This is a genomic window from Paraglaciecola sp. T6c, from assembly GCF_000014225.1.
Taxonomy (GTDB): domain Bacteria; phylum Pseudomonadota; class Gammaproteobacteria; order Enterobacterales; family Alteromonadaceae; genus Paraglaciecola; species Paraglaciecola atlantica_A.
On sequence record NC_008228.1, the window covers coordinates 2,940,772 to 2,966,440 of the forward strand.

22 protein-coding genes are annotated in these 25,669 nt (G+C 45.7%); 8 read left to right on the plus strand and 14 right to left on the minus strand.

The genetic code is table 11. The annotated features are described in order from the left end of the window. Positions 1 to 518 precede the first annotated feature (518 nt). The 3 genes from PATL_RS12340 to PATL_RS12350 all read right to left on the minus strand — a co-directional run bounded on the left by PATL_RS12340 (position 519) and on the right by PATL_RS12350 (position 5,307). On the minus strand, positions 519 to 2,231 hold the full coding sequence (locus PATL_RS12340; protein WP_011575209.1) for a bifunctional protein-serine/threonine kinase/phosphatase: 1,713 nt from the start codon (positions 2,229 to 2,231) through the stop codon (positions 519 to 521). Between the two features lie 40 nt (positions 2,232 to 2,271). After that, positions 2,272 to 3,738 (minus strand): NarK family nitrate/nitrite MFS transporter, encoded by a 1,467-nt coding sequence (locus PATL_RS12345; RefSeq protein WP_011575210.1) that lies wholly within the window; start codon positions 3,736 to 3,738, stop codon positions 2,272 to 2,274. A 552-nt stretch (positions 3,739 to 4,290) separates the two neighbouring features. Then, the gene (locus PATL_RS12350) at positions 4,291 to 5,307 is read right to left on the minus strand and encodes an adenosine deaminase (protein ID WP_011575211.1); all 1,017 of its coding nucleotides are present in this window, start codon (positions 5,305 to 5,307) and stop codon (positions 4,291 to 4,293) included. A 589-nt stretch (positions 5,308 to 5,896) separates the two neighbouring features. Here PATL_RS12350 and PATL_RS12355 point away from each other — a divergent pair. Further along, on the plus strand, positions 5,897 to 7,228 hold the full coding sequence (locus PATL_RS12355; RefSeq protein ID WP_011575212.1) for an NCS2 family permease: 1,332 nt from the start codon (positions 5,897 to 5,899) through the stop codon (positions 7,226 to 7,228). A 154-nt stretch (positions 7,229 to 7,382) separates the two neighbouring features. On the opposite strand, the gene puuE is transcribed toward PATL_RS12355, so the two are convergent. Next, a complete protein-coding gene (gene puuE, locus PATL_RS12360) occupies positions 7,383 to 8,288 on the minus strand; it encodes an allantoinase PuuE (RefSeq protein ID WP_011575213.1) in 906 nt (301 codons plus the stop codon). A gap of 13 nt (positions 8,289 to 8,301) precedes the next feature. Next, entirely contained in the window at positions 8,302 to 8,946 is a 645-nt protein-coding gene (locus PATL_RS12365; RefSeq protein WP_011575214.1) for a TetR/AcrR family transcriptional regulator, read from the minus strand. A gap of 313 nt (positions 8,947 to 9,259) precedes the next feature. Here PATL_RS12365 and xdhA point away from each other — a divergent pair, with 313 nt between their 5' ends. From xdhA to PATL_RS12400, 7 genes are all read left to right on the plus strand, one after another. After that, positions 9,260 to 10,702: a xanthine dehydrogenase small subunit gene (gene xdhA / locus PATL_RS12370; RefSeq protein ID WP_011575215.1), complete on the plus strand. Its 1,443-nt coding sequence runs from the start codon at positions 9,260 to 9,262 to the stop codon at positions 10,700 to 10,702. A 98-nt stretch (positions 10,703 to 10,800) separates the two neighbouring features. Beyond that, positions 10,801 to 13,155 carry a xanthine dehydrogenase molybdopterin binding subunit gene (xdhB, locus tag PATL_RS12375; protein ID WP_011575216.1) on the plus strand — a complete coding sequence of 785 codons (2,355 nt, stop codon included), beginning with the start codon at positions 10,801 to 10,803 and terminating at the stop codon, positions 13,153 to 13,155. Between the two features lies 1 nt (position 13,156). Continuing rightward, positions 13,157 to 14,086, plus strand: a complete 930-nt coding sequence (gene xdhC, locus PATL_RS12380; protein WP_011575217.1) for a xanthine dehydrogenase accessory protein XdhC — start codon at positions 13,157 to 13,159, stop codon at positions 14,084 to 14,086. Then, positions 14,083 to 14,592, plus strand: coding sequence for a 2-oxo-4-hydroxy-4-carboxy-5-ureidoimidazoline decarboxylase (gene uraD / locus PATL_RS12385; protein ID WP_041713784.1), 510 nt, complete (start codon positions 14,083 to 14,085; stop codon positions 14,590 to 14,592). Before xdhC ends, uraD begins: the two co-directional genes overlap by 4 nt. Next, on the plus strand, positions 14,585 to 14,917 hold the full coding sequence (gene uraH, locus PATL_RS12390; protein WP_011575219.1) for a hydroxyisourate hydrolase: 333 nt from the start codon (positions 14,585 to 14,587) through the stop codon (positions 14,915 to 14,917). The genes uraD and uraH overlap by 8 nt, the downstream gene beginning before the upstream one ends. A gap of 16 nt (positions 14,918 to 14,933) precedes the next feature. Beyond that, positions 14,934 to 16,229, plus strand: coding sequence for a guanine deaminase (gene guaD / locus PATL_RS12395; RefSeq protein ID WP_011575220.1), 1,296 nt, complete (start codon positions 14,934 to 14,936; stop codon positions 16,227 to 16,229). Positions 16,230 to 16,269: 40 nt separating this feature from the next. After that, positions 16,270 to 17,484 (plus strand): urate hydroxylase PuuD, encoded by a 1,215-nt coding sequence (locus PATL_RS12400; RefSeq protein WP_011575221.1) that lies wholly within the window; start codon positions 16,270 to 16,272, stop codon positions 17,482 to 17,484. 220 nt (positions 17,485 to 17,704) lie between these two features. Here the strand turns inward: PATL_RS12400 and PATL_RS12405 are convergent, their stop codons facing one another. From PATL_RS12405 to PATL_RS12445, 9 genes are all read right to left on the minus strand, one after another. Then, positions 17,705 to 18,325, minus strand: coding sequence for an FMN-binding negative transcriptional regulator (locus tag PATL_RS12405; RefSeq protein ID WP_011575222.1), 621 nt, complete (start codon positions 18,323 to 18,325; stop codon positions 17,705 to 17,707). Between the two features lie 324 nt (positions 18,326 to 18,649). Then, positions 18,650 to 19,027, minus strand: a complete 378-nt coding sequence (locus tag PATL_RS12410; protein WP_011575223.1) for a VOC family protein — start codon at positions 19,025 to 19,027, stop codon at positions 18,650 to 18,652. A 220-nt stretch (positions 19,028 to 19,247) separates the two neighbouring features. Next, positions 19,248 to 20,252 carry an L-histidine N(alpha)-methyltransferase gene (gene egtD, locus PATL_RS12415; RefSeq protein ID WP_011575224.1) on the minus strand — a complete coding sequence of 335 codons (1,005 nt, stop codon included), beginning with the start codon at positions 20,250 to 20,252 and terminating at the stop codon, positions 19,248 to 19,250. A gap of 1 nt (position 20,253) precedes the next feature. Further along, complete coding sequence (gene egtB, locus PATL_RS12420) at positions 20,254 to 21,531, minus strand: ergothioneine biosynthesis protein EgtB (RefSeq protein WP_011575225.1); 1,278 nt, start codon at positions 21,529 to 21,531, stop codon at positions 20,254 to 20,256. A gap of 97 nt (positions 21,532 to 21,628) precedes the next feature. Beyond that, on the minus strand, positions 21,629 to 22,477 hold the full coding sequence (locus tag PATL_RS12425) for an SDR family oxidoreductase (protein ID WP_011575226.1): 849 nt from the start codon (positions 22,475 to 22,477) through the stop codon (positions 21,629 to 21,631). Between the two features lie 183 nt (positions 22,478 to 22,660). After that, positions 22,661 to 22,906 (minus strand): hypothetical protein, encoded by a 246-nt coding sequence (locus tag PATL_RS12430; RefSeq protein ID WP_011575227.1) that lies wholly within the window; start codon positions 22,904 to 22,906, stop codon positions 22,661 to 22,663. A 350-nt stretch (positions 22,907 to 23,256) separates the two neighbouring features. Continuing rightward, complete coding sequence (locus PATL_RS12435; RefSeq protein ID WP_006990939.1) at positions 23,257 to 23,505, minus strand: DUF3297 family protein; 249 nt, start codon at positions 23,503 to 23,505, stop codon at positions 23,257 to 23,259. 162 nt (positions 23,506 to 23,667) lie between these two features. After that, positions 23,668 to 25,044 carry a DEAD/DEAH box helicase gene (locus tag PATL_RS12440; RefSeq protein ID WP_011575228.1) on the minus strand — a complete coding sequence of 459 codons (1,377 nt, stop codon included), beginning with the start codon at positions 25,042 to 25,044 and terminating at the stop codon, positions 23,668 to 23,670. Between the two features lie 175 nt (positions 25,045 to 25,219). Next, positions 25,220 to 25,645: an energy transducer TonB gene (locus PATL_RS12445; RefSeq protein ID WP_011575229.1), complete on the minus strand. Its 426-nt coding sequence runs from the start codon at positions 25,643 to 25,645 to the stop codon at positions 25,220 to 25,222. Positions 25,646 to 25,669 lie beyond the last annotated feature (24 nt).

Below are 25,669 nucleotides of genomic sequence, written 5' to 3' on the forward strand. Positions count from 1 at the left end.
ACAAGCGAGTTTAACAATCTGTTATTAACCATTTCCTACTCCGTATCAGTTCAAAAATTTTCCAAAAAAAAACCCACAACCATCCAAAATTTGGATGCTTGTGGGCTACTTTGCCGGTTGTAGTTCCGCCGTCATGGCAAACCTACAAATATGTTTCATGCTGCGCTGTATGCTCTATAAATACATTTTTATAAATACATGCGTTTTAAACACATGCTTTATGAATGCAATTATGCATGCACGTTAAGTGCACTTCCCATATGCCTATTTTTATTGTTTTATTGCAAATACCTCTTAGCATCAACAATGCCAACTTAAAATAACCATTAAAAACAATCAGTTAACTGGAAGTTAGTGTTAAGAGCTGTTTTAACTAAAACCATATAGGTGCAATTTTGCACGCCATTTGCACACTCTTTGCGCACCTAAATCGCTAACAAGCTGCTAAAAAATCTGATAGATGCTCTGATTACGGCATTGAAACAGCTGCTAAAGATGCGTTAAAAAGGGGAAGATAATTAAAGTAAGCTCAAAAGATACAGGATAATAACCAGCTGAATAATGCACAGCCCTTTATACACTACTAACGGGTTACGCTTGATAAGAGGTTGTTTGTTTGCAGCGGATACTAGCGCCTGATTGGGTTGGGAGAGATCCACTAAAAACTCAGAAAACGCATCATAACGAAACAGCGGATTTGGCTGCAGCGCTTTGCGTAACGTTAAGTCTAACCACTGAGGTAAATCACCTCGAAAGGTCTGTAATGGCTGGTAATCCCATTCATCGAAGGAACGGGGGATGTAATCTTGATAGCGAAACGCTTTAAACGGCAAGTGCCCTGTTAGCATTTCATACACCACCACGGCCACAGAAAACATATCGCACTTGTAATCACTGTTTTGCGTAAGCAAATACTCAGGTGCAATGTAGTGAACCGAGCCCAAGGCTATATTTTCAAGGGGCAGTGAATTGGTTTCTGCCAAAGCATTTACCAGCACAGTACCAAAATCAATCAGTTTGACTTCGCCGTTACCGTCCACCATCACATTCTCAGGCTTCACGTCTCTGTGCACCATGTCTCTGCGCTGCAGCACACGTAACGCAAGCACCAATGGGCGAATAATAGTGCGCACCTGCTCAATAGACGGAACGGGGTTATCGTGCATCCATTGGCGTAATGTTTGCCCCTCTATGTACTCACAAACATGATACATAAACTTCGCGTCATTTGGTCGCTTATGAATACGCATAATATTTGGATGAGCGATGTGTTGGCCTATCCACTCTTCACGCAGAAATCCACTGAGATAAACAGGATCATCAACAAAGTGTTGTGAGGGCGTTTTTAAGCCATAGGTTTTGCCGTCTGATTCGTTTACGACTTTGTACAAGCTACTGCGCGTACCATTAAACACCGTTTGTACCACGCGATAGCCTTCAAGCTTCATGCCCACTTCAAGCGCTGGCGGCATGGCCAAATGCATAATTTGTCGATAATGCTCATCTAAACTGGCATCGGGCAGCTCAGTCACTTTGACCAACAGACACGTTAGGTTGTCGTCACTGCCTGAGGCCATGGCTGCGTTAACAACATTTTTAGCCCGCTGCTCTAAGGAAGTATCCCTGGCTGTCATGAGAGCAATCAGTGTTTTGCTGTTTAAAAATTCATGCACCCCGTCAGACGTTAAAACGAAAATATCATCCTTGACGAGTTCGACTGTACGAAAATCAACGTCTAAATGCGCCTCTATCCCCACCGCCCGAGTCAATACATTATTGCGCCCTTGCCGTGATACGTGATCTGTGGTGAGTTGCTCAAAATCATTATTTTGTATGCGACAAATGCGCGTGTCACCTGAATGTAAAATAAACCCCGTCGTCGATTTGAATATCATACTGCTGAAGGTAGTCACCATCTGGCTGTGACCACCGTGCTCGTAATCGTGCTGACCATAGCACCAGCGGTTGAGGCCTTGTAATACTTTGCCGGAAGCGTGTTTTACCGTCCAGGTTTGGGGAGTTTGGTAGTAATCTTGAATAAAATTGGTAACGCAGGTGATGGCTGCCTCTTTAGCACGTGTACAAACACTAACACCATCGGCGATAGCGGCCACGCCGCCTTTAGAGGTTAAATCAGGCTCTTTGGGTAAGTAAGCGGCAAAGGCGTCTTGATTTTCTGCCTTTACCCCTTCACTGGAAAAACCGCCAAATTCTAATTTAAGTTTTTCCAAGGCTCTTTTCTCGTATAAACAGACTGAACGCTACGTTACCTTATGTAACGTTGATAAGCTCGACACTACCATCTTCGCGCACTTCCGTCATCGCTCCTTGTGGCTCTTTCATAAACAACAATGCCACAAACCCAAGCACAGCCGTGCACGCAATGACCACAAAGAAAGTGGACGTATCAACCACAGAGTAAACCGTTAAATAAACAACCGCTCCGACATTCCCGTAGGCTCCTGTCATACCGGCAATTTGCCCCGTTAAACGACGTTTTATCAAAGGAACCACGGCAAAGACCGCCCCTTCCCCTGACTGGACAAAGAAGGAACATGCCATAACCGCAACCACCGCCAACCAAATCGGCCATGTGGCATCAATCAAGCTCAAGCAAAAGTAACCCGCTGCTAATCCCGCGGTTAAAATAAGTAGGGTTTTTCTGCGCCCGAAGCGGTCCGAAATCAGGCCTCCACCAGGACGCGACATTAAATTCATGAACGCATACATACCCGCTAATAAACCCGCCGTCGCCATACTGAGCTCAAAGGTCTCGGCGAAAAATGCCGGTAGCATAGAAACCACCGCTAGCTCAGAGCCAAACGTGGCGAAATACAGAATGTTCAATACCGCCACTTGCCTAAAAGAATAACGATGTACCTCGGCAACCGGGGTAGTAAATAAGTCTTTATTGACCTTGTAGGTAAGATACGCATCGTAAACATACAATGCACTTAGACCCAGATATATTGCTAATGCAACACCTTCACCTAATAGCGATACGCCTTGCGGTGAAAGCTTCCAGTTAAGTAGCGCTAAGGCCAGATACATAGGTGTTTTCATCACCAGCAGCAAGTAAAAGTCACCTACGCTTGTGACTTCCATTCCGCCTAAGTTTTTAGGGCGGAAATAAGTAGAACCTTTCGGGGTATCGGTGGTGTTTTTATAGTAAACAAAGCTGAACAATAAACTCATCAGCCCGGTGATGCCTACTGCATAGCGCCAGCCGTCTTCGCCACCAAACAAAATAGCTATAGTGGGCAAGGTAAAAGCAGCAGCCGCTGAACCAAAATTGCCCCAACCTCCGTAAACGCCTTCGGCCGTGCCAAGCTCTTTGGGTGGGAACCATTCGCTCACCATTCGAATTCCCACAACAAAGCCTGCACCAATACACCCTAATGCAAAACGCGCGATAAGCAGCTGGGTAAAGCTATCAGCCAGAGCAAACATAAAACAGGGTATTGAGCATATTGCCATTAATGCAGAGTAAACAATTCGTGGCCCGAACTTATCGGTTAGCGCGCCGATAATCACGCGCGCAGGGATCGTCAACGCAACGTTGATAATGAGCAGGGTTTTCCATTCGCTGAGAGTCAGGCCTACACCATCGACAATAGCGCCTTTTAGGGGTGCCATATTGAACCACACCATAAATGTGATAAAAAAGGCTATCCAGGATAGATGTAGGGTTTTCATTTTGCCGGTGAAAGACAGCAAATTAAATTTCTCAACGCTCATGATGAATTCTCATAGAAAATTTACTCAAAAAAAAACCCGCAAAGACTCCAGGACACGGAAAGTCATTGCGGGCTACATTGCCTTACTTAGAAATTACAACGAGGTAATTCTGTCAGTATGTGTTTCGTTTTTAACGTTATTATTAACACAAGTGCATTCAGCAATAATGTTTGCACCTATGGTGCCAAAATTCTAAAAGCTATTAATTACAATAAGTTAAGTATTTTTAGACGAATTTGAAACGCGTTTAATAGAAACCGCGGGGTGATATTGGTGCATTTTGCACTGTAATCGTGCTTTGCGCTTGCTTTGCTCTTTCTTTAGATAGCCTCCCCCCATCCTACTCGTCGTGAACATGCTATGCGCTATGCACGCAACAACAACTTGCCTGGTAAGTTTCCACGCTATTCTCTGTGAATAACCCCTTGAGAGATGCGTTGAGAAATGCGTTGAGAGGAGCTTTGCGAGACGCTTTAATAAGCGTGCTTTTTGAATAAGTCGTTGAAAACATTGCCGACTATGAAAAAACGCATTCCTTTGCGTTAGATAAGGTTATAAATGTGAGGCCACTTTGCTAAGCCAATGGGCCTTTTGCTCGTCATCCAAGAAGCTTGCTTTAAAGCTATTCTCGGCCAACGTTTTGACCTGTTCATGAGTCATGGGCAAATCGGCCGCTAAAGCGTGGTAGTTGTCGTTTAAGTAACCACCGAAGTAACTTGGATCGTCAGCATTAACTGTCACCAACAAACCTGCATCTAATAGAGTAAGAATATTGTGGTCCGCCATTTTATCAAATACGCATAACTTGATATTGGACAAAGGGCATACGGTTAACGGCATTTGCCTATTGGCAAGATGTGCCATTAGCTGCGTATCTTCAACACTGCGCACACCATGATCCACACGGTGCACATCTAACTCGTTTAACGCACTCCAAATATATTCAGCGGGCCCTTCTTCACCGGCATGCGCCACACGCATCAAACCCAGAGATTTCGATTTAGCAAAAACGCGAGCAAATTTTTCTGGCGGATTACCCAGCTCAGAGCTGTCTAGGCCAACCGCTGCAATCATAGGTAAGTAAGGCACGGCAGCATCGAGGGTTTCAAACGCACTGTCTTCACTTAAGTGGCGTAAGAACGACATGATCAAGAGACTAGATTGCCCCCATTCTTTTTCTGCCTGTTCCATCGCGCGTTTGAAGCCTGGCATGAATACGTCAAAACCGACGCCGCGCTCAGTATGGGTTTGTGGGTCAAACATCATTTCAACATGCACTACGTTGTCTTCTTTACACTTACACAGGTAATCCCACATTAAGCGGTAAAAATCGTCTTCATCTTGCAGCACTGACGCCCCCAAATAATACAAATCGAGAAAGCTCTGTAGATTATCGAAATTGTAGGCGCTGCGTACATCATCGATCGTTGCGTACGGCAGTGCGACGTTATGCTTTGCTGCCAAAGACATCATTAATTCAGGCTCAAGTGTGCCCTCTATATGCAAATGCAATTCAGCTTTGGGAAGTGAATTTATCAGTTCTGCAATGGGTGTAGCTGGCGTGGGCATTTTTTATTCCTCTTATCATTATTATGGATGTACACAAAGGCCCATTCATATTTCTATTGCTTTTGGTTGTTCTTGTTAGTTTCTGCTGCGTTACAAGGTGATAGTTTATTGTCTGTTATTTTAGTCCTGCGTTAGCGGATAAGTATGGGTTATGTGTCTTGTGATGCACTGCTGTGCATGCATTCAGCGCGTTGTTAAACCTGTTTATCTATTGCGCGCTTAGTCAGTCACTACACTCGCTGTCGATTGCGCTCTTGAGCAACCAAACGTGTCATCTACTGCACTTTTCATCGAGTAAACGAGTTAGCTATTGCACTAGAAAAAGGCATATAACGCACCTAAAATGAGCAGTCGTTGGCAATAACCTAAGCTAAATACGTATTTTACCTCAAGAAAACACCCTTGCCGCTATTATTTTCCCGTTGTTAACGGTTCAAGAAAGCGCTTCTTAGTGACTTTGTGTATCATTGTTCAGCATAAACCACACCAAAGCTAGACTAAATGGTCAGGTTTTTGCTTCACGGGGTTACTTTAACCCTTTCATCATTGGCCCTGTGCGGCTAGTAAGAGAACCCAATGAGAAGCATCCATGTTTAACGCAGTATTCGAAAAGCTTTTTAAGCTGCAAGCCAACGGCACCAATATTAAAACTGAATTTATCGCCGGCCTAACCACTTTTGCGGCTATGTCTTATGTATTGGTGGTTAACCCGAGCATTCTATCCGCTGGCGGTATGCCGGTTGTCGGCTTGATAACCGTCACAGCACTTGCCGCTTGCTTGGGCACCTTGCTAATGGCTTTTATGACCAACTACCCCATCGCCATGGCGCCCGGAATGGGCTTGAATGCATTCTTTGCCTTTACAATATGTTTAACTAGGGACATTCATTGGGAAGCAGCTCTGGGTATTGTGTTTTGGAACGGTATTCTGTTTTTGCTGTTGTCGGTGACTGGGGTGCGAACCAAAATAGCCGATGCCATCCCCGCTGCGCTCAAAATAGGGGTGCAATGTGGTATTGGTCTATTCATCGCTTTTATTGGCTTAAAAAACGCTGGCATTGTCGTTGACCACCCTGCCACGTTCCTAACGATTGGCGATCTATCAGAGCCTGCCACTATGCTCGCGGTCGCCGGCATTTTGCTAACCATTGTACTCTTTATTAAAAAGGTCACTGGAGCGATATTAATTTCTGTATTGGTGCTGACCTTGATTGGCGCATTTATACCGACTGCAGACGGTTACCTTACTCAGCACACTGACTCATTTGTTGGCATGCCCGATAGCATAAGCTCTACGTTTTTCGCCATGGATCTCATGTATCCCATAGAAAACATCGCAACCACGTGGGACCTTATCTTCGCCCTGCTGTTCGTGAACATGTTTGACACTATCGGTACCCTAATTGGCGTTTCACGCCGGGCTAACTTGTTAGACAAAGACGGGCGTTTACCCAAAATAGGCCCTGCGATGACCGCAGATGCAACCGCAAGTGTGGTCGGTGCTGCCCTTGGTACATCCCCCGTGACATCCTATGTGGAATCTGCTGCGGGGGTATCTTCTGGTGGCCGCACTGGCCTTACCGGTGTGTTCGTAGCGTTATGTTTCATGCTTGCCTTGTTCTTTACCCCTTTGATGAAAGTGATCCCGCTTATGGCGACCACGCCGGCGCTGATCATGGTGGGTATCTTAATGATGGACTCTTTCAGGCAGTTAGACTTTGATGATTTAACGGCGCTTGCCACAGCCACTGTTGCGCTATTGGTTATGCCACTGACATTCAGTATCAGCGAAGGCATAGCCATGGGCTTTATCACTTATGTGGGTATCATGGTCGGCACAGGCAAGTACAAACAGGTCACATGGATAACCTATGCCATGGCTGCGGTGTTTATTCTGCGTTACGTCCTAGATTTGAAATAACGAATCTGCAATAACGAATTTGAAACAACGAATTAGTGTAGGCACCTGAGCCCCACCCCCATAAAAAACGCGTAGAGGGCTTGCCTACTACGCGTTTTTTTATGGCTTCAGCGCAGCAATCTATCGCTGCTTGTTACCTTCTACTGGCTACTTGTTACTTGTAGGGAAAGTTGTCTTTCCAATGTTGCGCTATTTCTTGTCTAGTACACAGCCATACTTGGTCATGACTTTGTACGTATTCGATAAAACGTTGCAGCGCAGCCATACGGGCAGGTCTACCTATGATCCTGCAATGCAAACCAATCGACAGCATTTTAGGCGCGTAATTGCCCTCTTCGTATAGCACGTCAAACGCATCTTTAAGATATTGAAAGAACTGCTCACCACTATTGAACCCTTGTGCACTGGCAAAACGCATGTCGTTGGTATCTAGCGTGTAAGGCACAATCAACAACGGTTTTGGATAGTTGGTGTCGTAATAAGGAAGATCGTCCGCGTAAGAGTCGGCGCAATATAACAGATCATCACGCTCAGAGATGAGCTTTAAGGTATTCGGGCTGGTTCTGCCTGTGTACCAACCCACGGGTTTTGAACCAGTAATGGCTTGATGAAGCTGCATAGAGGCATCAATCATTTTACGCTCTTGGGCTTCAGGCATATCTTGATAGTGGATCCAGCGCATCCCATGGCTAGCAATCTCCCATTTGGCGTCTTTCATTGCAGCGACCGCTTCTGGGTTTCGTTGCAGCGCCATCGTGACACCAAATACTGTGATCGGCACATTTAAGCGTTCAAACAAGCGGTGTAATCGCCAAAAACCTGCACGGCTACCGTATTCATACATGGACTCCATGCTCAGGTGCCTGTCTTTGTATGCCTGTGCGCCAATAATCTCAGAAAGAAAAACTTCAGATGCTTCATCACCATGAAGTACACAGTTTTCTCCACCTTCTTCATAATTGAGTACAAACTGTAGCGCGATCTTTGCCTTACCGGGCCAGTTTGGGTTGGGCGGAGTATCGCCATAACCGATTAAATCTCGTGGATATGCGTGGTTCATTGTCTATCTCTTGTCATTTATATTCGTTCGGTACTGTTAGGCCGCAGCCTTGCAAAATGAGCTTAATTAAACTCTTAGTGGCGTTTGCGAATTCGCTTTGATCCATCTCGTGCCCCATTAGTTCAGTGATCTGAGCAGAAAAATCAGCATAGTGTTGACTGCTCGCCCAAATATTGAACAACAAATAATGAGGATCAATGTCTGGTAATTTTCCTAACTCGATCCATTGGCGTATTACTGCCACTCGAGAATTCATCCAATTGGAATGTTGGTCTTTAAAAAAGCTGCTCAAGTTTGGTGCACCGTTGATGATTTCCAGTGCAAAGATTTTCGATGCATCAGGCCGAGAACGAGAGATTTCCATCTTGTCTGCTATATACGCAGCCAACACTTGAGCAGGATCGTCTTGCGCTTTAGCGTTGTCGAAACTGCTGTTCCACAAACTTAGAATTTCTTGTAGCAGCGCAAGATACAAACCGTCTTTGGATTTGAAATAGTATAAAATATTAGTCTTCGGCAATTCCGCTCTATCCGCTATATTTTGCACTCTGGTTCCTTTAAACCCATGAATTGCAAACTCTTTTTCAGCTGCGGTTAAAATTTTTGCGCGATTAATTGCGCCAATGCTGTCATCTTTTTTTGATAATGAGTCACTCATCTAATCCGTTACTATCCTTTTCAAAGGGCTCATATTGAAGAGCCTTACATGCCCCATTAACATTGAGTTAACATCCTACCTAAAAATCTCTTGATTGCCTATATTCACGGTTAATTCTCGACAAATTAGCGACTTAGGCATTATTCAAGCAAGTCACAAACATAAAATGTCGCTAGGCACTAAGCACTCATAATACCAAGAATCGAAAAGTATTTAGCAAAAACCTGACCAACTGGTCTGGTTTTTGTATTTAATCAAGCTATTATACCCATCATTATAAGTAGTTTTATGACTGAGCCACGCGGAGACCACCATGATCAGCTTTTTACTTAACGACAAAGCTGTGCACATAGATGCCACACAAGCTGACACCACTTTACTGAATTATTTAAGAGATGAACGTAATCTGTGCGGCACCAAAGAGGGTTGTGCCTCAGGAGACTGCGGCGCGTGCACCGTCGTGGTGGCAAAAGCGAATGAGCAAGGCTCAGCACTTGAATACCAAGCTTTGAATAGCTGTGTTACGTTTTTATCTGCGGTGCAAGGTAAGCAACTTTTAACCGTTGAACATTTGGCCGATGGTGAAACGTTGCACCCAGTGCAAGCAGCAATGGTAGATGCCCATGGCTCTCAATGTGGATTTTGTACCCCTGGTTTTGTAATGTCGATGTTCGCCCTTTATCAACAAGGCAGCGCACCCAACCGGGAGCAAGTGAATGTAGCATTAGGCGGCAACTTATGCCGCTGTACTGGGTATCGCCCTATCATTGATGCCGCTTTAGCCTCATGCACTGGCGCGCCACACGACAAATTCAGCCAACAGCAAGCCGCCACAATAGCCCAGTTAAACGCGCTGCCTAAAAGTGAGGCTGGCTTAGATACCTTATTTATGCCGACTAACAGAAACGAGCTTGCTGCGACGATTAAAGCAGAACCTACCGCACGCTTTTTTGCGGGCAGTACGGATATCGCATTAGAAGTCACTCAGCAGTTAAAGTCATTGCCGACACTTATCAGCTTGACGCAAGTGGAAGAACTCCAAGTTGTTGAAGCAACCAGCAGCGGTTTAAAAATTGGTGCAGCGGTCCCCTTCAGTAAGATGGAAGCTTTACTTCTTAAACATTTCCCATCATTGCACGAACTACTCGACAGGTTTGCCTCTACACCTATCCGCAATCAAGCCACTTTGGGCGGCAACGTTGCGAACGCCTCCCCCATCGGTGATATGCCCCCAGCACTATTGGCGCTAAATGCGGTGATCAAGGTAGATAATGGTACAGCTCGTCGAGACATCGCTATCAGCGACTTTTTCACGGGTTATCGCCAAACGTTGTTGCAAAGTGATGAATGGATTGAAGCGATTTTCATCCCATACCTTGAGCCGAGCGCCCAAGTGCGCGCGTATAAAATTTCTAAGCGCCAAGAAGATGATATTTCAGCTGTGTGTGCCGTGTTTAATTTGACGCTGGACGAGAACAATAACGTAACACAACTAAAATCTGGTTTTGGCGGCGTAGCAGCCACACCAGCATCCGTTGATGCGTTAAGCGATGCCATAAAAGGCAAAGATTGGTCTAAAAACAGTACCTTTGAGTTAGGCAAAAAAGTACTGAGTGAATCGTTTACGCCCCTTGATGACGTGCGCGCCAGCGCTGAGTATCGTCAAACCTTGTTAGTCAATCTGTTTAAGCGCTTTTGGTTACAAACGAATCAACACAGCCAGCAAATTGAAACACGGGTGCACGCATATGAATAACCTTTGCTGTGTTACTTGTGGCCACAAGTTATTTTTACCTCGTGTGCTTTTTTGTCTTCTTAGCTTTTTCCAATCACTAATACAGCGAGGTTACGACCATGCGTAAACTTATTGAACAGCCGTTTACCAGTAACCCCCAAGGGAAAGTAGGCAAGTCTCATCCCCACGAAAGTGCCATTCGCCAAGTCAGCGGCCAAGCCCGTTATGTGGATGACATGCCCCAGCCTGCGAATTTGCAGTACGCGGCCGTGGGCACCAGCCCTGAAGCCTCAGGTGCATTAAATTCTATCGATTTGACAGCGGTTTGGGCAAGCCCAGGCGTAACTGATGTGATTACTGTGGATGATGTACCAGGTCATGTAGATATCGCCCCAGTATTTGATGGCGACCCTATTTTTGCCCAAGGTAACGTATTATTTAACGGTCAGGCCTTATTCGCGGTATTAGCCGACAGCGTGCAACATGCGCGTCAAGCCGCTCTGAAAGCCAAGGTTGATATTACGCCATTAGCTCCTTGCCTAACGGTTGAAGCTGCGAAACAACAGAGTAATTTTGTGCGCCCAGCGCATTTTATGCAACAAGGTGATTTTGACACCGCCATTGGCCAAAGCGAACTAAACGCGCAAGGACATATAAGCATAGGCGGCCAAGAGCACATGTATCTTGAAGGCCAAGTGTCTATGGCGATAAACGATGAGGAAGACCGCGTACTGGTTTACACATCGAGCCAGCACCCCAGTGAAGTTCAAAAACTCATCGCAGAGGTATTAGGCTGTAAATTGCACAAGGTCGTGGTGGATATGCGTCGCATGGGCGGTGGTTTTGGCGGTAAAGAAACCCAAGCAGCACAATGGGCGTGTATAGCTGCCTTGCTTGCCAAACGTAACCTGTGCGCTGTAAAACTTCGCTTACCGCGCATGCAAGATATGATTGCCACGGGTAAACGTCATCCATTTGAAAACAGCTATCAAGTGGGATTTAACTCAGAAGGCTTAATTAACGCGGCTGATATAGATATAAACGGTAACTGCGGGCACTCACCTGACTTATCAGATGCCATTGTCGACAGGGCGATGTTCCATTGCGATAACGGTTATTATCTTGAAAACGTCAATGTGGCGGGTCATCGCTGCCGTACGAATCAGGTGTCACACACAGCCTATCGCGGTTTTGGTGGCCCACAAGGTATGATAGTTGCTGAAGCCATGATGGACGCTGTTGCTCGAAAAGTAGGAAAAGATCCGCTAACGGTACGTAAGTTAAACCTATATGGCGACAAAGATCGAAATCTCACACCTTATGGTATGACGGTTGAACACAACCTGTTGGGCGATTTGATTGCACGATTAGAAACCTCTTCTGACTATTGGGCCCGCAGAGAGGCCATCACTCAGTTTAATAAAAGCAGTCCCATTGTTAAAAAAGGCCTGGCGCTGACGCCCGTAAAATTTGGCATCTCCTTTACTGCTAAGCATTTGAATCAAGCTGGGGCACTGCTGCATGTATATACGGACGGCAGCATGCAGATTAATCACGGTGGCACAGAAATGGGTCAAGGCTTACATACTAAAATTGGTCAGATTGTAGCCAATGAGTTTGGCATTTCTTTGCATGATGTAGAAGTCACCGCTACGCGTACTGATAAAGTGCCGAACACCTCGCCCACGGCAGCATCAAGTGGCACCGATCTTAACGGAAAAGCAGCACAAAATGCGTGTATCAGCGTCAAACAGCGCTTAGCAGAATTCTATGCAAAAACCATCGACGATTCGGAACTTACCGCGGATAAAGTGACTTTCGCCGACAATCGCGTCACGTTAGGCCAACATAACGTGGAGTTCGTGCAACTAGTACAAGATGCCTACATTGGCCGCGTATCGTTATCATCAACGGGCTTCTATAAAACCCCTAAAATCCATTATGACCGCAGCACAGGTAATGGCCGCCCATTCTTTTACTTTGCTTATGGTGCGTCGGTTTCCGAAGTCTCCATCGACACCTTAACGGGCGAGTACAAAGTAGAGCGTGTCGATATTCTGCATGATGTGGGCCGCAGCTTAAACCCAGCCATTGATATAGGGCAGATAGAGGGTGGCTTTATACAAGGCATGGGCTGGCTCACTACCGAAGACTTAAAGTGGGATGATAAAGGTCGCTTGATCAGCAACAACCCGGCGACCTACAAGATACCTGCCATTGGCGACACCCCCGACGTGTTTAATGTGGACCTGTATCCAAGGGACAATGACGAAGACAGTATTTATCACTCTAAAGCGGTGGGTGAACCGCCCTTTATGTTGGCTAATTCAGTTTGGTGTGCCATTAAAGATGCGATTTCAAGCTTAACAGACTACAAAATTGATCCCCAGTTACCCGCCCCTGCCACGCCAGAAGCCGTGCTGAAATGTATTATGTCTATAGATGCTGACCCCACGTCTAGCGAGCCTAGTTAAGATGAATACCAATAAATGGTTTGACGCATTGCATCAATGCCAAGCGCAAGGCAAAGCCTACGTATTGGTAACAGTCCTTGGCGCTGCGGGCTCGACTCCTCGCGGCAACGGCACCAAAATGATTGTGACCGGGGATGAAACTTTCGACACGATAGGCGGCGGGCACTTAGAATTTGCCGCTACGGAACAAGCCAGAGGTCTACTCGCGAATAACGAGCAAACACAGCACATTGAGCACTATCCGCTTTCCAGTAAATTGGGGCAATGCTGCGGCGGTGCGGTCAACGTATTGTTTGAAGTGATGATAGAACAATGCCAAACCGTGCAAATTTACGGCGCGGGTCATGTGGCCCATGCGTTAATTCCGTTACTAGCGCAGCTGCCTTTGCAAATACAGTGGATTGATCAACGTGAAGCATTATTTCCCAAGAGCAGCGCGGGACAAAGACACCCGAATTACGATTTTGCCAATTTAGATATCATAGTGAGCGATGAGCCAACTGAGCATATCGCTCGGGCACCTGCCAATAGTTGGTTGGTGGTTATGACCCACAATCATCAATTAGATTACGAATTGGTTGAGGTGGCGCTTAAACGCCCTGACCTGCCTTATATCGGTATGATAGGCTCTAACACCAAAGCGAAACGATTTGTCACACGTATCGCCGCGCGCATGCCTGATGTAACTCAGCCCGAGCGCTTGGTCAGCCCAATTGGGGTATTAGACATTCCAGGTAAACGCCCCATTGAAGTGGCGGTGTCTATTGCGGGTCAAATCATACAACGCCTAAACAGTGATGCACTTGAGCAACAACCCAGTGAGGGCGCGAGTACGCAAGAAAACCAACTTAACACCAACCAAGCGCTTAAAATGCGACAAAAGCAAGTGAACGCGTGGCGCGCCTCTAAGAAATTAAAAGACTCATTATGACCTTAACTGAATTGAATAACCTCACTGCGAGTGAGGCTGAAACGTTTTTTGCTCAAACTTGCGCAGCGCAGCGCTGGGTAACGAAAATGCAAGAGCAACGGCCTTATGCCAATGCGCCGAGTCTGCTGCAAAAAGCGAAAGCAAGTTGGCAAGACATGAATAAAGAGGATGTTCTGCAAGCATTTGACGCCCATCCCATGATTGGGGATATCAGCAGCTTGCGTGAGAAATATGCCAGTACCAAGGCCATGGCAAGTAATGAGCAAGATGGGGCTGCACAAGCGGATGAGGCAACTCTACTGGCTTTGCAAAAACTGAACTTAGCCTATAAAGAAAAGCACGGGTTTATTTTTATCATTTGCGCCAGCGGCTTGAGCGCGAAAACCATGCTTCAGGAAATCGAAGAGCGTATCCACAATACTACTGCCACCGAAATCGATATTGCCAGTGGTGAACAAATTAAAATTACCATGTTACGTATACTAAAGGGTCTTTCAGATGAATAAAGCACCGTCACTTTCTAGCCATGTGCTAGACACCACCTTAGGCAAGCCTGCGGCTAATATGCAATTAATACTAACAACACCAGAAGGCAATATTGCGCATGTGCAAACTGACCCAGATGGCCGTTGTAATCAGTGGGGTGAGTTAACGATTTCTGCAGGACAATACCAACTTAGATTTCTCACTGGTGAGTACTTGTCAGCGGCCCACGGCAGTGCGTTTTACCCTTTCGTAGATGTGCATTTTGAAATAACCGCCGACGGTGGTCATTATCATATACCGTTGCTCATCTCTCCATTTGGCTTTAGCAGTTACCGCGGTAGCTAACGGGATCTATTTTTAAATGACGACACATCTATACCTTGCCTCTATTTTACATTTTCCACAGAAGACGGCGCAGCCGAAAGTAGACTTCAGCTATATCAAGGACGGCGCTTTGGTCACTCAAAATGGCAAGATCCTAGCCACAGGCCAGGCTAATGATCTTTTGAGCCAGTACCCTGAAGCGGTTTCTCACGATTATCGTGACCAGATCATCATGCCGGGATTTATCGACAGCCATTTGCATTTCCCGCAGACAGAAATGTTGGCGAGTTTCGGTGAGCAGTTGCTCGATTGGCTGGATAATTACACCTTCCCCACTGAGAAGAAATTTGCCAACCCAGAGTATGCAGCCAAAATAGCAGATATATTTTTACGCCAGCTTTATCGCAACGGTACCACCAGCGCCATGGTCTACTCTTCGGTGCATCAATGTGCTGCAGATGCACTTTTTAAAGCGGCTAAGCAACACAAAATGTTAATGATCGCGGGTAAGGTATGCATGGACAGGCACTGCCCATCATGGCTACAAGACACGCCAGAAACCGCCCAAAAAGAAAGCGCTGAATTAATTGAGCGTTGGCACGGCAAAGACCGCTTATATTATGCGATCACCCCGCGTTTCGCGCCCACCAGTAGCCATGAACAACTGCATGCATTGGGCGAGTTGGCACAGCAATATCCAGATGTGTACATTCAAAGCCATTTGAACGAAAACCTGAATGAGATCGACTGGGTTAATTCACTCTTTCCTAACTATAACGGCTATTTAGACGTATATGACAAGTTCAATATGCTGCGCCCTAAAGCTATGTTTGGTCACTGTATTCACATGCAAGAGCATGAATGGCAACGCATGAGCGATAGTGGCGCCAGTATTGCTTTTTGCCCTACATCGAACTTGTTTTTAGGCAGTGGTTTGTTCGATTTAAAAACGGCGGAAAAATACGATATCCCAGTGGCCCTCGCCACGGATGTTGGTGCAGGAACCACTTTTAGTATGCTGCGTACGTTGGGCGAAGCCTATAAAGTAGGGCAATTACGCTCCGAGCAGTTACCACCATTACATGGGCTGTATCTGATGACCCAGGGCGCCGCTGTTGCACAAGGTTTAGAGCAAAGTATTGGCAACCTAAATGCTGGGACGGATGCAGATTTCGTCATAGTTGACCCGCATTTTGACGAGCTCACCAGTTTGCGCTGTGAACAACAAAACGAGATCCAAGACATTATATTTGCATTGAGTATGCTTGCTGATGACAGAGCCATCACGGCCACTTATATCGCCGGCGAGCCGGTTTACCGAGCAAACACATAACTTACTATAAGAATAAGAATTACAAACAAGGAACATCATAATGGCATGGTTTGAATGGTCATCTTTATTTATCCGCTGGTTTCATGTGATTGCGGGCGTCGCTTGGATAGGCGCTTCTTTTTACTTTATCTGGCTTGATAACAATCTACGTACACCGCCAAAGTGGAAACAAGATAAAGGCATAAAAGGTGATTTATGGGCAGTACACGGAGGTGGCTTTTACGAAGTGGCCAAATATCAACGTGGTCCAGAGAAAATGCCAGAAACCCTACACTGGTTTAAATGGGAAGCCTACACCACTTGGCTAAGTGGCTTCTTGCTGTTGAGCTTAATTTACTACCACGGTGCTTCTATTTATTTGATCGACCCTGCTGTGATGGACTTAACCCCAAAAGAAGCCATCATTCGTGGTTTGGGCTTAATATTTGGCGGACTCTTTATTTATGAAGGTGCTTGTCGCAGCGCACTTGGCCGTTACCCTGCTCTATTCGGCATTATGTTGTTGGTGCTGATCGGTGCGGTAAGCTATTTAGCCACACATTGGTTTAGTGGCCGAGGCGCGTTCATGCATGTTGGCGCTTTGATTGGCACAATAATGGCTGGCAATGTCTTCTTTAAAATCATGCCCGCTCAGCGCTTAATGGTCGATGCGGTCACCAACAACAAGGAGATTAATCCTGCTTGGGGATTAGCGGCCAAACTGCGCTCAGTACACAACAACTACCTGACCCTGCCATTACTGTTTATTATGATCAGCAACCACTACCCTATGACCTTCCAACACCCTCAGGCATGGGCAGTGCTTATGGCTATTGGTATAGTGTCAGCGTGGATACGCCATTACTTTAACCTAAAGCACGTAGGCATTTCGCGCCCATCAGTACTCATCACGGGCGCAATAGGTATGTTACTAATTGCCGGTTGGGTCTCTTACCCTCGATCGCATATTGATGATTCGAAAGCGCTTGAAACCGCCAATATCAGCGCGTCTGCACCAGTTCAACTTAGCGCGACTGAACAACACGCGTTTGACGTTATTCAAACCCATTGTGCGAATTGTCACTCCGCTAAACCGACGGATGAATTGTTCGTTGTTGCGCCACTGGGATTAATGCTCGATTCGTGGCAACAAATTCAGGCAAAAGCACCGCTGATATACCAGCGTGCCGTTGTCAGTAAAGATATGCCATTAATGAATAAAACCGGTATGACAGAGCAAGACAGAGCAGCCATTCGTAAATGGTTTGAGCAATAAACTGTTTAGTAGGAATTCTTTTCACAAACGGTATACGTAATAAAAATGGCCTAAAATGTCTTTTAGGCCATTTTTATATCGCTTACATCGCAAATACGGTTAGCACAGTCAGTCACGCCTTGCCTGCGTCACCACTATTCGTCGTCTGCAATCAACAGTGTTAGCCTAACGCCAAAGAACCACCAGCGCACGGCAGTGGGCGAGTCTAATAAGTTTGCGCTTATTCGACGCCGCCCACACCAAGTTGGCGTTTTTGCATATAGTTGGCCAATTGTATATCGCCTAAATCAGCGCTTTGACTTAGGGCCTTGAATACACCTTGTTGATCAGCCTCCTTACGCTGCTGCCCGAGTTTTTCCTTGGCATCGATATGTTCGATAACGACTTTGAAGCCTACTACGCCTCGGCGCAATTTAGCCTGATAATCCGCAGGCATTCTCACCTCATTGTTGAGTAAACTTGGCTCATACTTTGCCACTAAAGCATCCATCGCCTGCTCCGTTTCTTCATCGCTGATTAGACTTGCTTGGCCCTTACAATGAACCGCGGCGTAATTCCACGTGGGCACACCAGGTCCTTCTGCATACCATGTAGGAGATATATATGCATGGGGGCCACTAAAAATCACCAATGCTTTCTCTTGTGTCAATTGATGAATATGAGGATTGGCTCTAGCGATATGGCCATAGAGTATCCCGCACTCCCCTTCATTTTGATGATAAATAAACGGGATATGCGTAGCATCAAGTGACTCAGACACTAAAATACCAAAGCTATTTTCACTGATAAACCGGTCAATTTCTTGGTTCTCTTGAATACGCAAATTGGGGGGAACAAACATAGATTAACGTCTTTTATTTTTGTGTGTTGAGCAACGTGCGATTTTCGCCAACACATTCTTATTTCAGCTTTCGTACTCTTCATTCGCTATTTGCCATTGTGGACAAAGCGCTCAGAACAGCCTAACACCGAAAAAGGTACATTCAGATGACAGTGAAGTAAAAATACAGCTTTAAAGTAAAAACGAAAAAACGCTCTATAAAGAGCGTTTTGATGACTATTTTGCTGATGCACTGCGCTGTCATGTTAAACCATGGATGCTGCACGTTCCGCCCAGCACCCATGTTTACACCGCACTGTTTTTTACAACCTCATTAATCCAGTCTTAAACTCGCAGCAGAGTACAAATTTTGTTACCGGTAGGATCTCGAAGATAGGCTAAATGCATTTGATTTTCGCCTTCGCCGCGCACACCAGGAGGATCTTCACAGGCCACACCACCGTTGGCTATGCCTGCTGCATGCCATGCTTCAGCTTGTTCTGTGCTTTCAACCTTAAAGCCAAGCGTTGAACCATTACCGTGACATGCAGGTTCGCCATCAATTGGCTTGGTTAAGGCAAATACGCCACTTTTGTCAAAGTAAAAACAACGGCCTTTTTCATCCATTACGCCGGGCTTGTAACCCAAAACTTGCATGGTCGCATCGTAGAATTTTTTTGATGCTTCCATATCATTAACACCTATCATCACGTGACTAAACATACCTATACTCCTTAAATTGCCTTATGGCCCAAATGAGGTTAACCCGATAAACCTGAGCCTTTTACGCCAATCTAACTGGCAAAACAGGATAGATAAATCACAGTGAACCTTAATGTATTATCTGTTAACTCAATAACTTACCAGCACGACAAAACATGAGCAATAAGTTTAGTATTTTCACTTTAGTGATCCCGAGGCTGTGCGGTGTGAATAACATTTTTTAACCATCTGCATGCAGTAAAAACACTGAAAACATATCGTCTTTCGCTAACCATTGCTTTTCGAATTGCCACCCCGCCATTCTGGCCAAATGAATAAACTCATCAGGGCGATATTTGTAAGAGTTTTCAGTATGTATGGTTTCGCCCTGGTGAAACGAAATCTGCTGGTCACGAATATGTACAACGTGTTCACACTGGCTGACTAGATGCATTTCAATTCGACCTAGGTGCGGGTTGTATAGTGCATAGTGCTCAAAAGCATCGGGGTCAAAATCGCTGCCAGTAATCTGGTTTACATGACGCAAAATATTACGATTAAACTTTGCAGTAACACCTGCGGAGTCGTTGTATGCTTGATGTAACTGCTGCGGTGACTTTTTGGTGTCAACGCCAATTAGCAGCATTGCGCTGTCCCCTAAAGAACGGCGAAGTCGCTGTAAAAACTGCAGCGCAAATTCGCGATTAAAATTACCAATCGTCGATCCAGGGAAAAAGCCGAGTTTGGAAAAGTCGCTTTGATTCTCTAATGATATAGGCTGGGTAAAATCAGCAAAAATCGGCGATACATTAATATCTGGGTAATCAGCAGCCAGCGAATCAGCCGCGCACTGCAGGTGATCCTGAGCGATATCAATAGGCACCACTGAGCGGATCATATTCACGCTTTGTAGCAATATCCTAATTTTGGTTAAGCTACCGGCTCCAAATTCAATCAATTCTATTGGTTGAGTAATCAACTCAGACAAGTCCTTGGCGATATTAGGCAACATCGCCATTTCAGTGCGATAAGGATAGTACTCAGGTAAATCGCAGATTTGATCAAATAACTTTGACCCCAAGCTATCATAAAAAAACTTCGATGAAATTGATTTTTGCTCTGCTAATAAACCTGACGTTATTTCTGCAGTAATGTCTTCAACTAACCTATCTTGCTCAGATGACGATTCTTTTAACGCAGTTTGATGAGCTGCATCAATCTGGCGGGCGACGGGGGGAAAGGCCATTTTAATAATCCTTAGCTAAACGCAGGCCCATGAACTGCCAACGTTGATGGGGGTAAAAGAAAGTTCGATAGGTTGCGCGCATTTGCTCAATGGGCGTGACACAAGAGCCACCTCGCAAGACATATTGCCCTGACATAAATTTACCATTGTATTCGCCTACTGCCCCCTCAGGCACTTTGTACCCAGGGTATGGCGTGTATGGGCTGCGTGTCCACTCCCAAACATCGCCGTGTAATTGCATATCATCTGGGCTACCGGGTGCAGTAGGCGTAAAAACGCGATGTTCAGAGAAGTTACCCGCAATGTGCTGCGTCCGTGCTGCTAACTCCCATTCGTATTCACTAGGCAGGCGGCACGCTCTCCACTGAGCATAGGCGTCCGCTTCGTAATAGCTGATATGACAAACCGGCGCCGTTAAATCCAAAGGCACAAGACCATTTAAGGTGAATTGAAACCATTGTTCTTCTTGCTTTCGCCAATAAAGCGGATGCTGCCACTGTTGCTGCTGCGCTGTCGCCCAGCCATCGGCTAACCACAACACAGGGTTTTGGTATCCGCCTGCGTGAATAAAGGCTAACCAGTCACCATTCGTCACTAAGCCTTTGGCTAATGAAAATGCAGCTACATAGGCTTTATGTTTTGGACCTTCGCAATCAAAATAAAATTCAGGTTGCGGATCAACACCGAATTCATGTAGCCCAGCCTCGAAGGTGATGAAGTGCTCAGATAATGACAACTCAGCCGATGCTCGCTCTGGTTGAGCGCTAAGGGCGAAAGCAGCGGGGTAAAGAGGGTTCAGTGAAAAGGCATGCAAAATATCGGTTAACAATAATTCTTGGTGCTGCATCTCGTGGTTCATGCCCAGCTCTATAAGCGAAAGCAACTCAGCATCGCTGTTTTGGGTTAGTAATTGTTCGATGGCGGCATCAACCTGCTGACGATACGCGTATACCTCTTCTATCGAAGGGCGACTGATCATCCCCCTTTGAGCACGGGGATAACGCTCGCCTTTTTGCTCATAATAGGAATTAAACAAATAATTAAATTGCGGTTGAGGTGACTGATAATCCTCAATAAAAGCGTGCAGAATAAACTGCTCAAAAAACCAAGTCGTATGCGCTAAGTGCCACTTGGTAGGGCTGGCATCTGGCATAGACTGCAGCTGCATGTCCTCACTGGTTAGTGACTTGGCCAAATCGAGACTGTACTGGCGACGAGCATGAAAGCGAGTAATCAGTGGAATGTTTGATGAATCTAAAATGTGAGATGCAACCGTCATATCATATGATTTCTTATGGTCTATTTTACTGAGCCAGTATTATCTGACTTCATGAAAATTTCATTAAACTCGATGAAAAAGAGCAAAGCCGCTACGCCTAGCCACTAACGGAGGCTAGAAAATAGTCTTGCCATGATTGGTGCGCCCTACCGCAAGCCTGCTGATAGTGACTTTCGTTTTCTAGCGCTCCTATCGCAATACCTTGGTAAATTCCCGCAATCACGGTACCAATGAAATCCCCTTGTTCAGCCATGCGGTCTGCTTGGTATTCTTCAAAGGTCAATGGGACATAGTGAAGGTTAAGGTCAAATGCTTTGTTTAGATGCTCAACTAGTTGCTGCTGGGTTAACAATTCACCATGTAAATTATAGGTATGGCCATTATGCTTATCTTCAGTCAGCATTTTTGCATACGCGTACGCTAACTCCCCCCGACATGTATACGCACAGCGCCCTTGCCCTGCGCAATTGGTCACCTTACCAGCCTTTTTATAGCTTGCGATATATTCAATATCTGGCTCAATATAAATACCGTTTCTGCCAATGACCCACTCTAAACCGCTGGATTTTACGTCTTCTTCTGTTTGCCTATTACTTTGAATGACGGGTGAGAAAGCGGTGCCTTGCTGCGCTCCTTGCACACTGGTATAGACGATTTTGCAAACACCGCTGTTTTTAGCTGCATTAATAACGTTGCGATGTTGCACGATTCGTTTGTCGGGCGCATCCATCCCAGAGACTAACAATAAGGTGTCGACACCCATTAATGAGCGTTCCAACTCGGGTAAATTATTGTAATCACCAGGGCGCACTTCAACCCCAAGGGCGCTGGCCTTTTCCGGCGTTCTAGCTAAAGCGACTACATTTGCTGCACCAACTTGTTTGACAAGGGTATTGACGATCGCCCTGCCCAATTGGCCACTCGCCGCTGTTACCGCAATCTTCATATTCACCACCTGATGATAGAGCTGTACGTTATTGTGTGAATAGCGTGAAAAATATCTCAATTAACATAACAGTTGAGGAAGATAAAAAAAAGACAAGGAAGTATGGAAGATTATGCTATGAACATGCTTTTATGAACGATTAAGCTATGGATGCAATAAAGCGTTGAAAGTAAATGAAGTTGCTTAGGGTGGATTAAAATAATCGTGTAAGTTAAGACCAATGAGTAACATACCGAGCCCGGCCACCTGAGTATAAAAAGACAGTTTTGCCACACGCCAATAAAGCACGATGAACACTAAGCATACAGGTTGAATAAATAAACACGCGAGTCCCCAAAACGTACTCTGGTTGAACGCTTCAAGTAGTAGTAACAACGCCCCGACAATAAATATTAGTAAGCCAACTAGGGTAATAATCATTGTAATCATATTGTTTATCTAACCGAGTCAATTGGTAAATCGCGGGCGGTATTAGCGTATAGCTGCGCAGTGTTAAGGGCGCTTTTCTTCGCAAATAGTCTGCTACGCACGCGAAACGATCAAGTTCGCCGACCAGTGTAGTGCTCTGAAGTGCGTAGCGTATGAAAAGTGCGTAGCGTATGAAAAGTGCGTAGCGTATGAAAAGCACGTCGCCTATGAAAACGTAGCGTTAGATTACGCGACACATTGCCACAGACACCGCACAGTATTTTCTCATATGCGCATTATTATCTTCGTCACGTCTATAAGGGTGTTGTCTACCGCGGCTTTTCCTCGCGCGACGGAAGTACAGCGAACGATTAAGCGTAAAAAGCTTCAACCGTTCCTTTTAAGGTTATCAATAGCGGTTGGCCGCGGCGATCTAACGCTTTAGGTGAAGGAATTTTTACCCAACCTTCGCTGATACAGTACTCTTCTACGTTGGTGCGCTCTTTACCATTCAAGCGAATTCCAATGTTGTGCTCAAACACTTCTTCCACATAGTGGCGGCTACGAGGGTTGCTTGAAAGATGATCGGGTAACGGTGGTAAGTTAGTGGTGTCGTTCATAAAAATGACCTAGATTCGAAAAAAGTTCGCTATTGTAGACAATATGCCCGGTGCACTCAATAACTGTGTCAAATCGGTATAAAACGACCTTTCACAGCTTGTTTGCTAGGCCTTAACGAGTGCGCAAAAAACTACCGTAAAGAGATGCGTTAGCAGCACCTACTATTTTCTGCGACTTCGTTTGGCTCCCCCTGCACTACCTTTGTGCTGTTTTCGTGAACTCGAAGTATGCGGGTCAGCTTCGAAATTCCCATACAGTTCATCATCTTCATCATCAATGTTTAACTTGGCTGCAGGGGGTTTGCCCTTCACATGTTTCGTATTTTCCATATTCCTTGAGGTGGGTTTTTCAGCGCTGTTAACGCGTGTGTTGGCTTTGTTGGCTGACCATGACTTTGTCACTTGGTCTTTTGGCGCAAAACCAACCAAAGTAGAAGGCTTTAGATGCTGATCTAAATAGCGCTCAAGGGATTGAAGCTGCGAGATCTCATCTGGGCTGAAAAGAGAAATCGCCGTCCCTGTATTTCCTGCTCGTCCTGTTCGCCCAATACGATGCACGTAATCCTCAGGTACGTACGGCAGGTCATAATTAACAACGCAGGGTAACTGGCTAACATCAATGCCCCTAGCTGCGATATCGGTGGCAACCAAAACCTGTATTTCACCGGCCTTAAAGGCATTTAAGGCTTGGGTACGTGCATGTTGTGTTCGGTTGGCATGAATAGATGCAGCAGCAATACCAGCATCTTCAAGTTCAGTCACTAGTGCGTCAGCCGTTCGCTTAGTGCGGATAAACACTAGTGTTTGCGACCATCTGTGCTGTTGAATAAGTTGGATAAGCGCGGCGCTTTTTCGCGCCTGCTCTATCGGGTGGAATGTTTGCGCGACTAAATCCACTGTACTATTCACGGCGCTGACTTCAATCGTCTTTGGAGCATTCAGCATTTCCCTCGCAAAGTGTTTAATCTGTTTTGAAAAAGTAGCTGAAAACAACAGCGTTTGACGCTTAACAGGCAACAGCGATTGAATGCGCTTTACGTCATCAATAAAGCCTAAATCCAGCATACGATCGGCCTCATCAAACACGAGTATCTCTAGGTTTTCAAAGTGCAAAGCCCGCTGTTCATACAAATCAAGTAAACGGCCAGGTGTGGCAATCAGCACGTCTACGCCCTCTTGCAATTGCGCTATTTGCGGCTCGATTCTAACGCCGCCGTAAACCGCAAAGCTGCGAATATTCAACTGAGTACTGTAAATTTCAACACTGATGGCTACTTGCGCTGCTAATTCCCGAGTTGGGGTAACAATCAAGCTTCGCACACCCTGTACCTTGGTGCTTTGTTTCGCGGCTAAACGTTGCAATAAGGGCAAGGTAAACGCCGCCGTTTTCCCTGTACCGGTTTGGGCTACGGCTAACAGGTCATGTTGAGCTAACACAAGGGGTATTGCTTCACGTTGAATGTCTGTGGCGACCGAGTAACCTTGTGTAGCAATGGCGTGAATGAGCTCATCACGCAAGCCTAATGCCTCAAATGACATAAATTGGGATCCCTTAGGTTAAATATAAATCAGTAACAGAAGATAAAAAGCGGATGAAACGCCGACGAAAAACGGAGGCTAAACCGACAACAAGTGCGGTGATTATTCTAGCTTGGCTATCTAATAGACGCGCCAACGCCAATCTAGCCGAGCCGCGCTTAACTAAGCCAACACGTTAGATTTTACACGCATCGTAAGCCGCTTTGCTATTCGAGGATTGCCTAACAACGAAATCATGTTGAAAGGTGAGCATGACGGGCTGGCGCTTGGTATTAGTCTGAGTTGGTACCCATACCCATTTTTCAATGGCAATCGTTGCCTGCTTTTCAAACACCCCTTTCGGGAAAGATTTAATGATGGCAGGCGCGACCGCCCGGCCATTTGCATCAATAAGCAAAGAAAACTCAACGCAACCTGATAATTTCTGTTGTTTTGCCAGCGTTGGATACACAGGCGTGACTTTACGATAAGCAAGCCAATATTCATCTACTGCAGCTTTATCGGCCGTTAAATCCAATGGGGTCAAGGCACTCTTGTTCGGCACGCTCGTGCAAGCACTGATTAGCAGCGCCCCAGAGATAACCAACAGTAATTTATTCATAAACGCTCCAAGCAATGACAACAT

Excerpts from the sequence above, each read along its gene's own strand:
- PATL_RS12445 (WP_011575229.1), bottom strand. The coding sequence starts at position 25,645 with ATGAATAAATTACTGTTGGTTATCTCTGGGGCGCTGCTAATCAGTGCT.
- PATL_RS12405 (WP_011575222.1), bottom strand. The coding sequence starts at position 18,325 with ATGTTTGTTCCCCCCAATTTGCGTATTCAAGAGAACCAAGAAATTGAC.
- egtB (WP_011575225.1), bottom strand. The coding sequence starts at position 21,531 with ATGACGGTTGCATCTCACATTTTAGATTCATCAAACATTCCACTGATT.
- PATL_RS12425 (WP_011575226.1), bottom strand. The coding sequence starts at position 22,477 with ATGAAGATTGCGGTAACAGCGGCGAGTGGCCAATTGGGCAGGGCGATC.
- PATL_RS12430 (WP_011575227.1), bottom strand. The coding sequence starts at position 22,906 with ATGATTACAATGATTATTACCCTAGTTGGCTTACTAATATTTATTGTC.
- uraD (WP_041713784.1), top strand. The coding sequence starts at position 14,083 with ATGACCTTAACTGAATTGAATAACCTCACTGCGAGTGAGGCTGAAACG.
- uraH (WP_011575219.1), top strand. The coding sequence starts at position 14,585 with ATGAATAAAGCACCGTCACTTTCTAGCCATGTGCTAGACACCACCTTA.
- guaD (WP_011575220.1), top strand. The coding sequence starts at position 14,934 with ATGACGACACATCTATACCTTGCCTCTATTTTACATTTTCCACAGAAG.
- PATL_RS12365 (WP_011575214.1), bottom strand. The coding sequence starts at position 8,946 with ATGAGTGACTCATTATCAAAAAAAGATGACAGCATTGGCGCAATTAAT.
- PATL_RS12400 (WP_011575221.1), top strand. The coding sequence starts at position 16,270 with ATGGCATGGTTTGAATGGTCATCTTTATTTATCCGCTGGTTTCATGTG.
- puuE (WP_011575213.1), bottom strand. The coding sequence starts at position 8,288 with ATGAACCACGCATATCCACGAGATTTAATCGGTTATGGCGATACTCCG.
- PATL_RS12435 (WP_006990939.1), bottom strand. The coding sequence starts at position 23,505 with ATGAACGACACCACTAACTTACCACCGTTACCCGATCATCTTTCAAGC.
- PATL_RS12350 (WP_011575211.1), bottom strand. The coding sequence starts at position 5,307 with ATGCCCACGCCAGCTACACCCATTGCAGAACTGATAAATTCACTTCCC.
- PATL_RS12345 (WP_011575210.1), bottom strand. The coding sequence starts at position 3,738 with ATGAGCGTTGAGAAATTTAATTTGCTGTCTTTCACCGGCAAAATGAAA.
- egtD (WP_011575224.1), bottom strand. The coding sequence starts at position 20,252 with ATGGCCTTTCCCCCCGTCGCCCGCCAGATTGATGCAGCTCATCAAACT.
- xdhA (WP_011575215.1), top strand. The coding sequence starts at position 9,260 with ATGATCAGCTTTTTACTTAACGACAAAGCTGTGCACATAGATGCCACA.
- xdhC (WP_011575217.1), top strand. The coding sequence starts at position 13,157 with ATGAATACCAATAAATGGTTTGACGCATTGCATCAATGCCAAGCGCAA.
- PATL_RS12440 (WP_011575228.1), bottom strand. The coding sequence starts at position 25,044 with ATGTCATTTGAGGCATTAGGCTTGCGTGATGAGCTCATTCACGCCATT.
- PATL_RS12355 (WP_011575212.1), top strand. The coding sequence starts at position 5,897 with ATGTTTAACGCAGTATTCGAAAAGCTTTTTAAGCTGCAAGCCAACGGC.
- xdhB (WP_011575216.1), top strand. The coding sequence starts at position 10,801 with ATGCGTAAACTTATTGAACAGCCGTTTACCAGTAACCCCCAAGGGAAA.
- PATL_RS12410 (WP_011575223.1), bottom strand. The coding sequence starts at position 19,027 with ATGTTTAGTCACGTGATGATAGGTGTTAATGATATGGAAGCATCAAAA.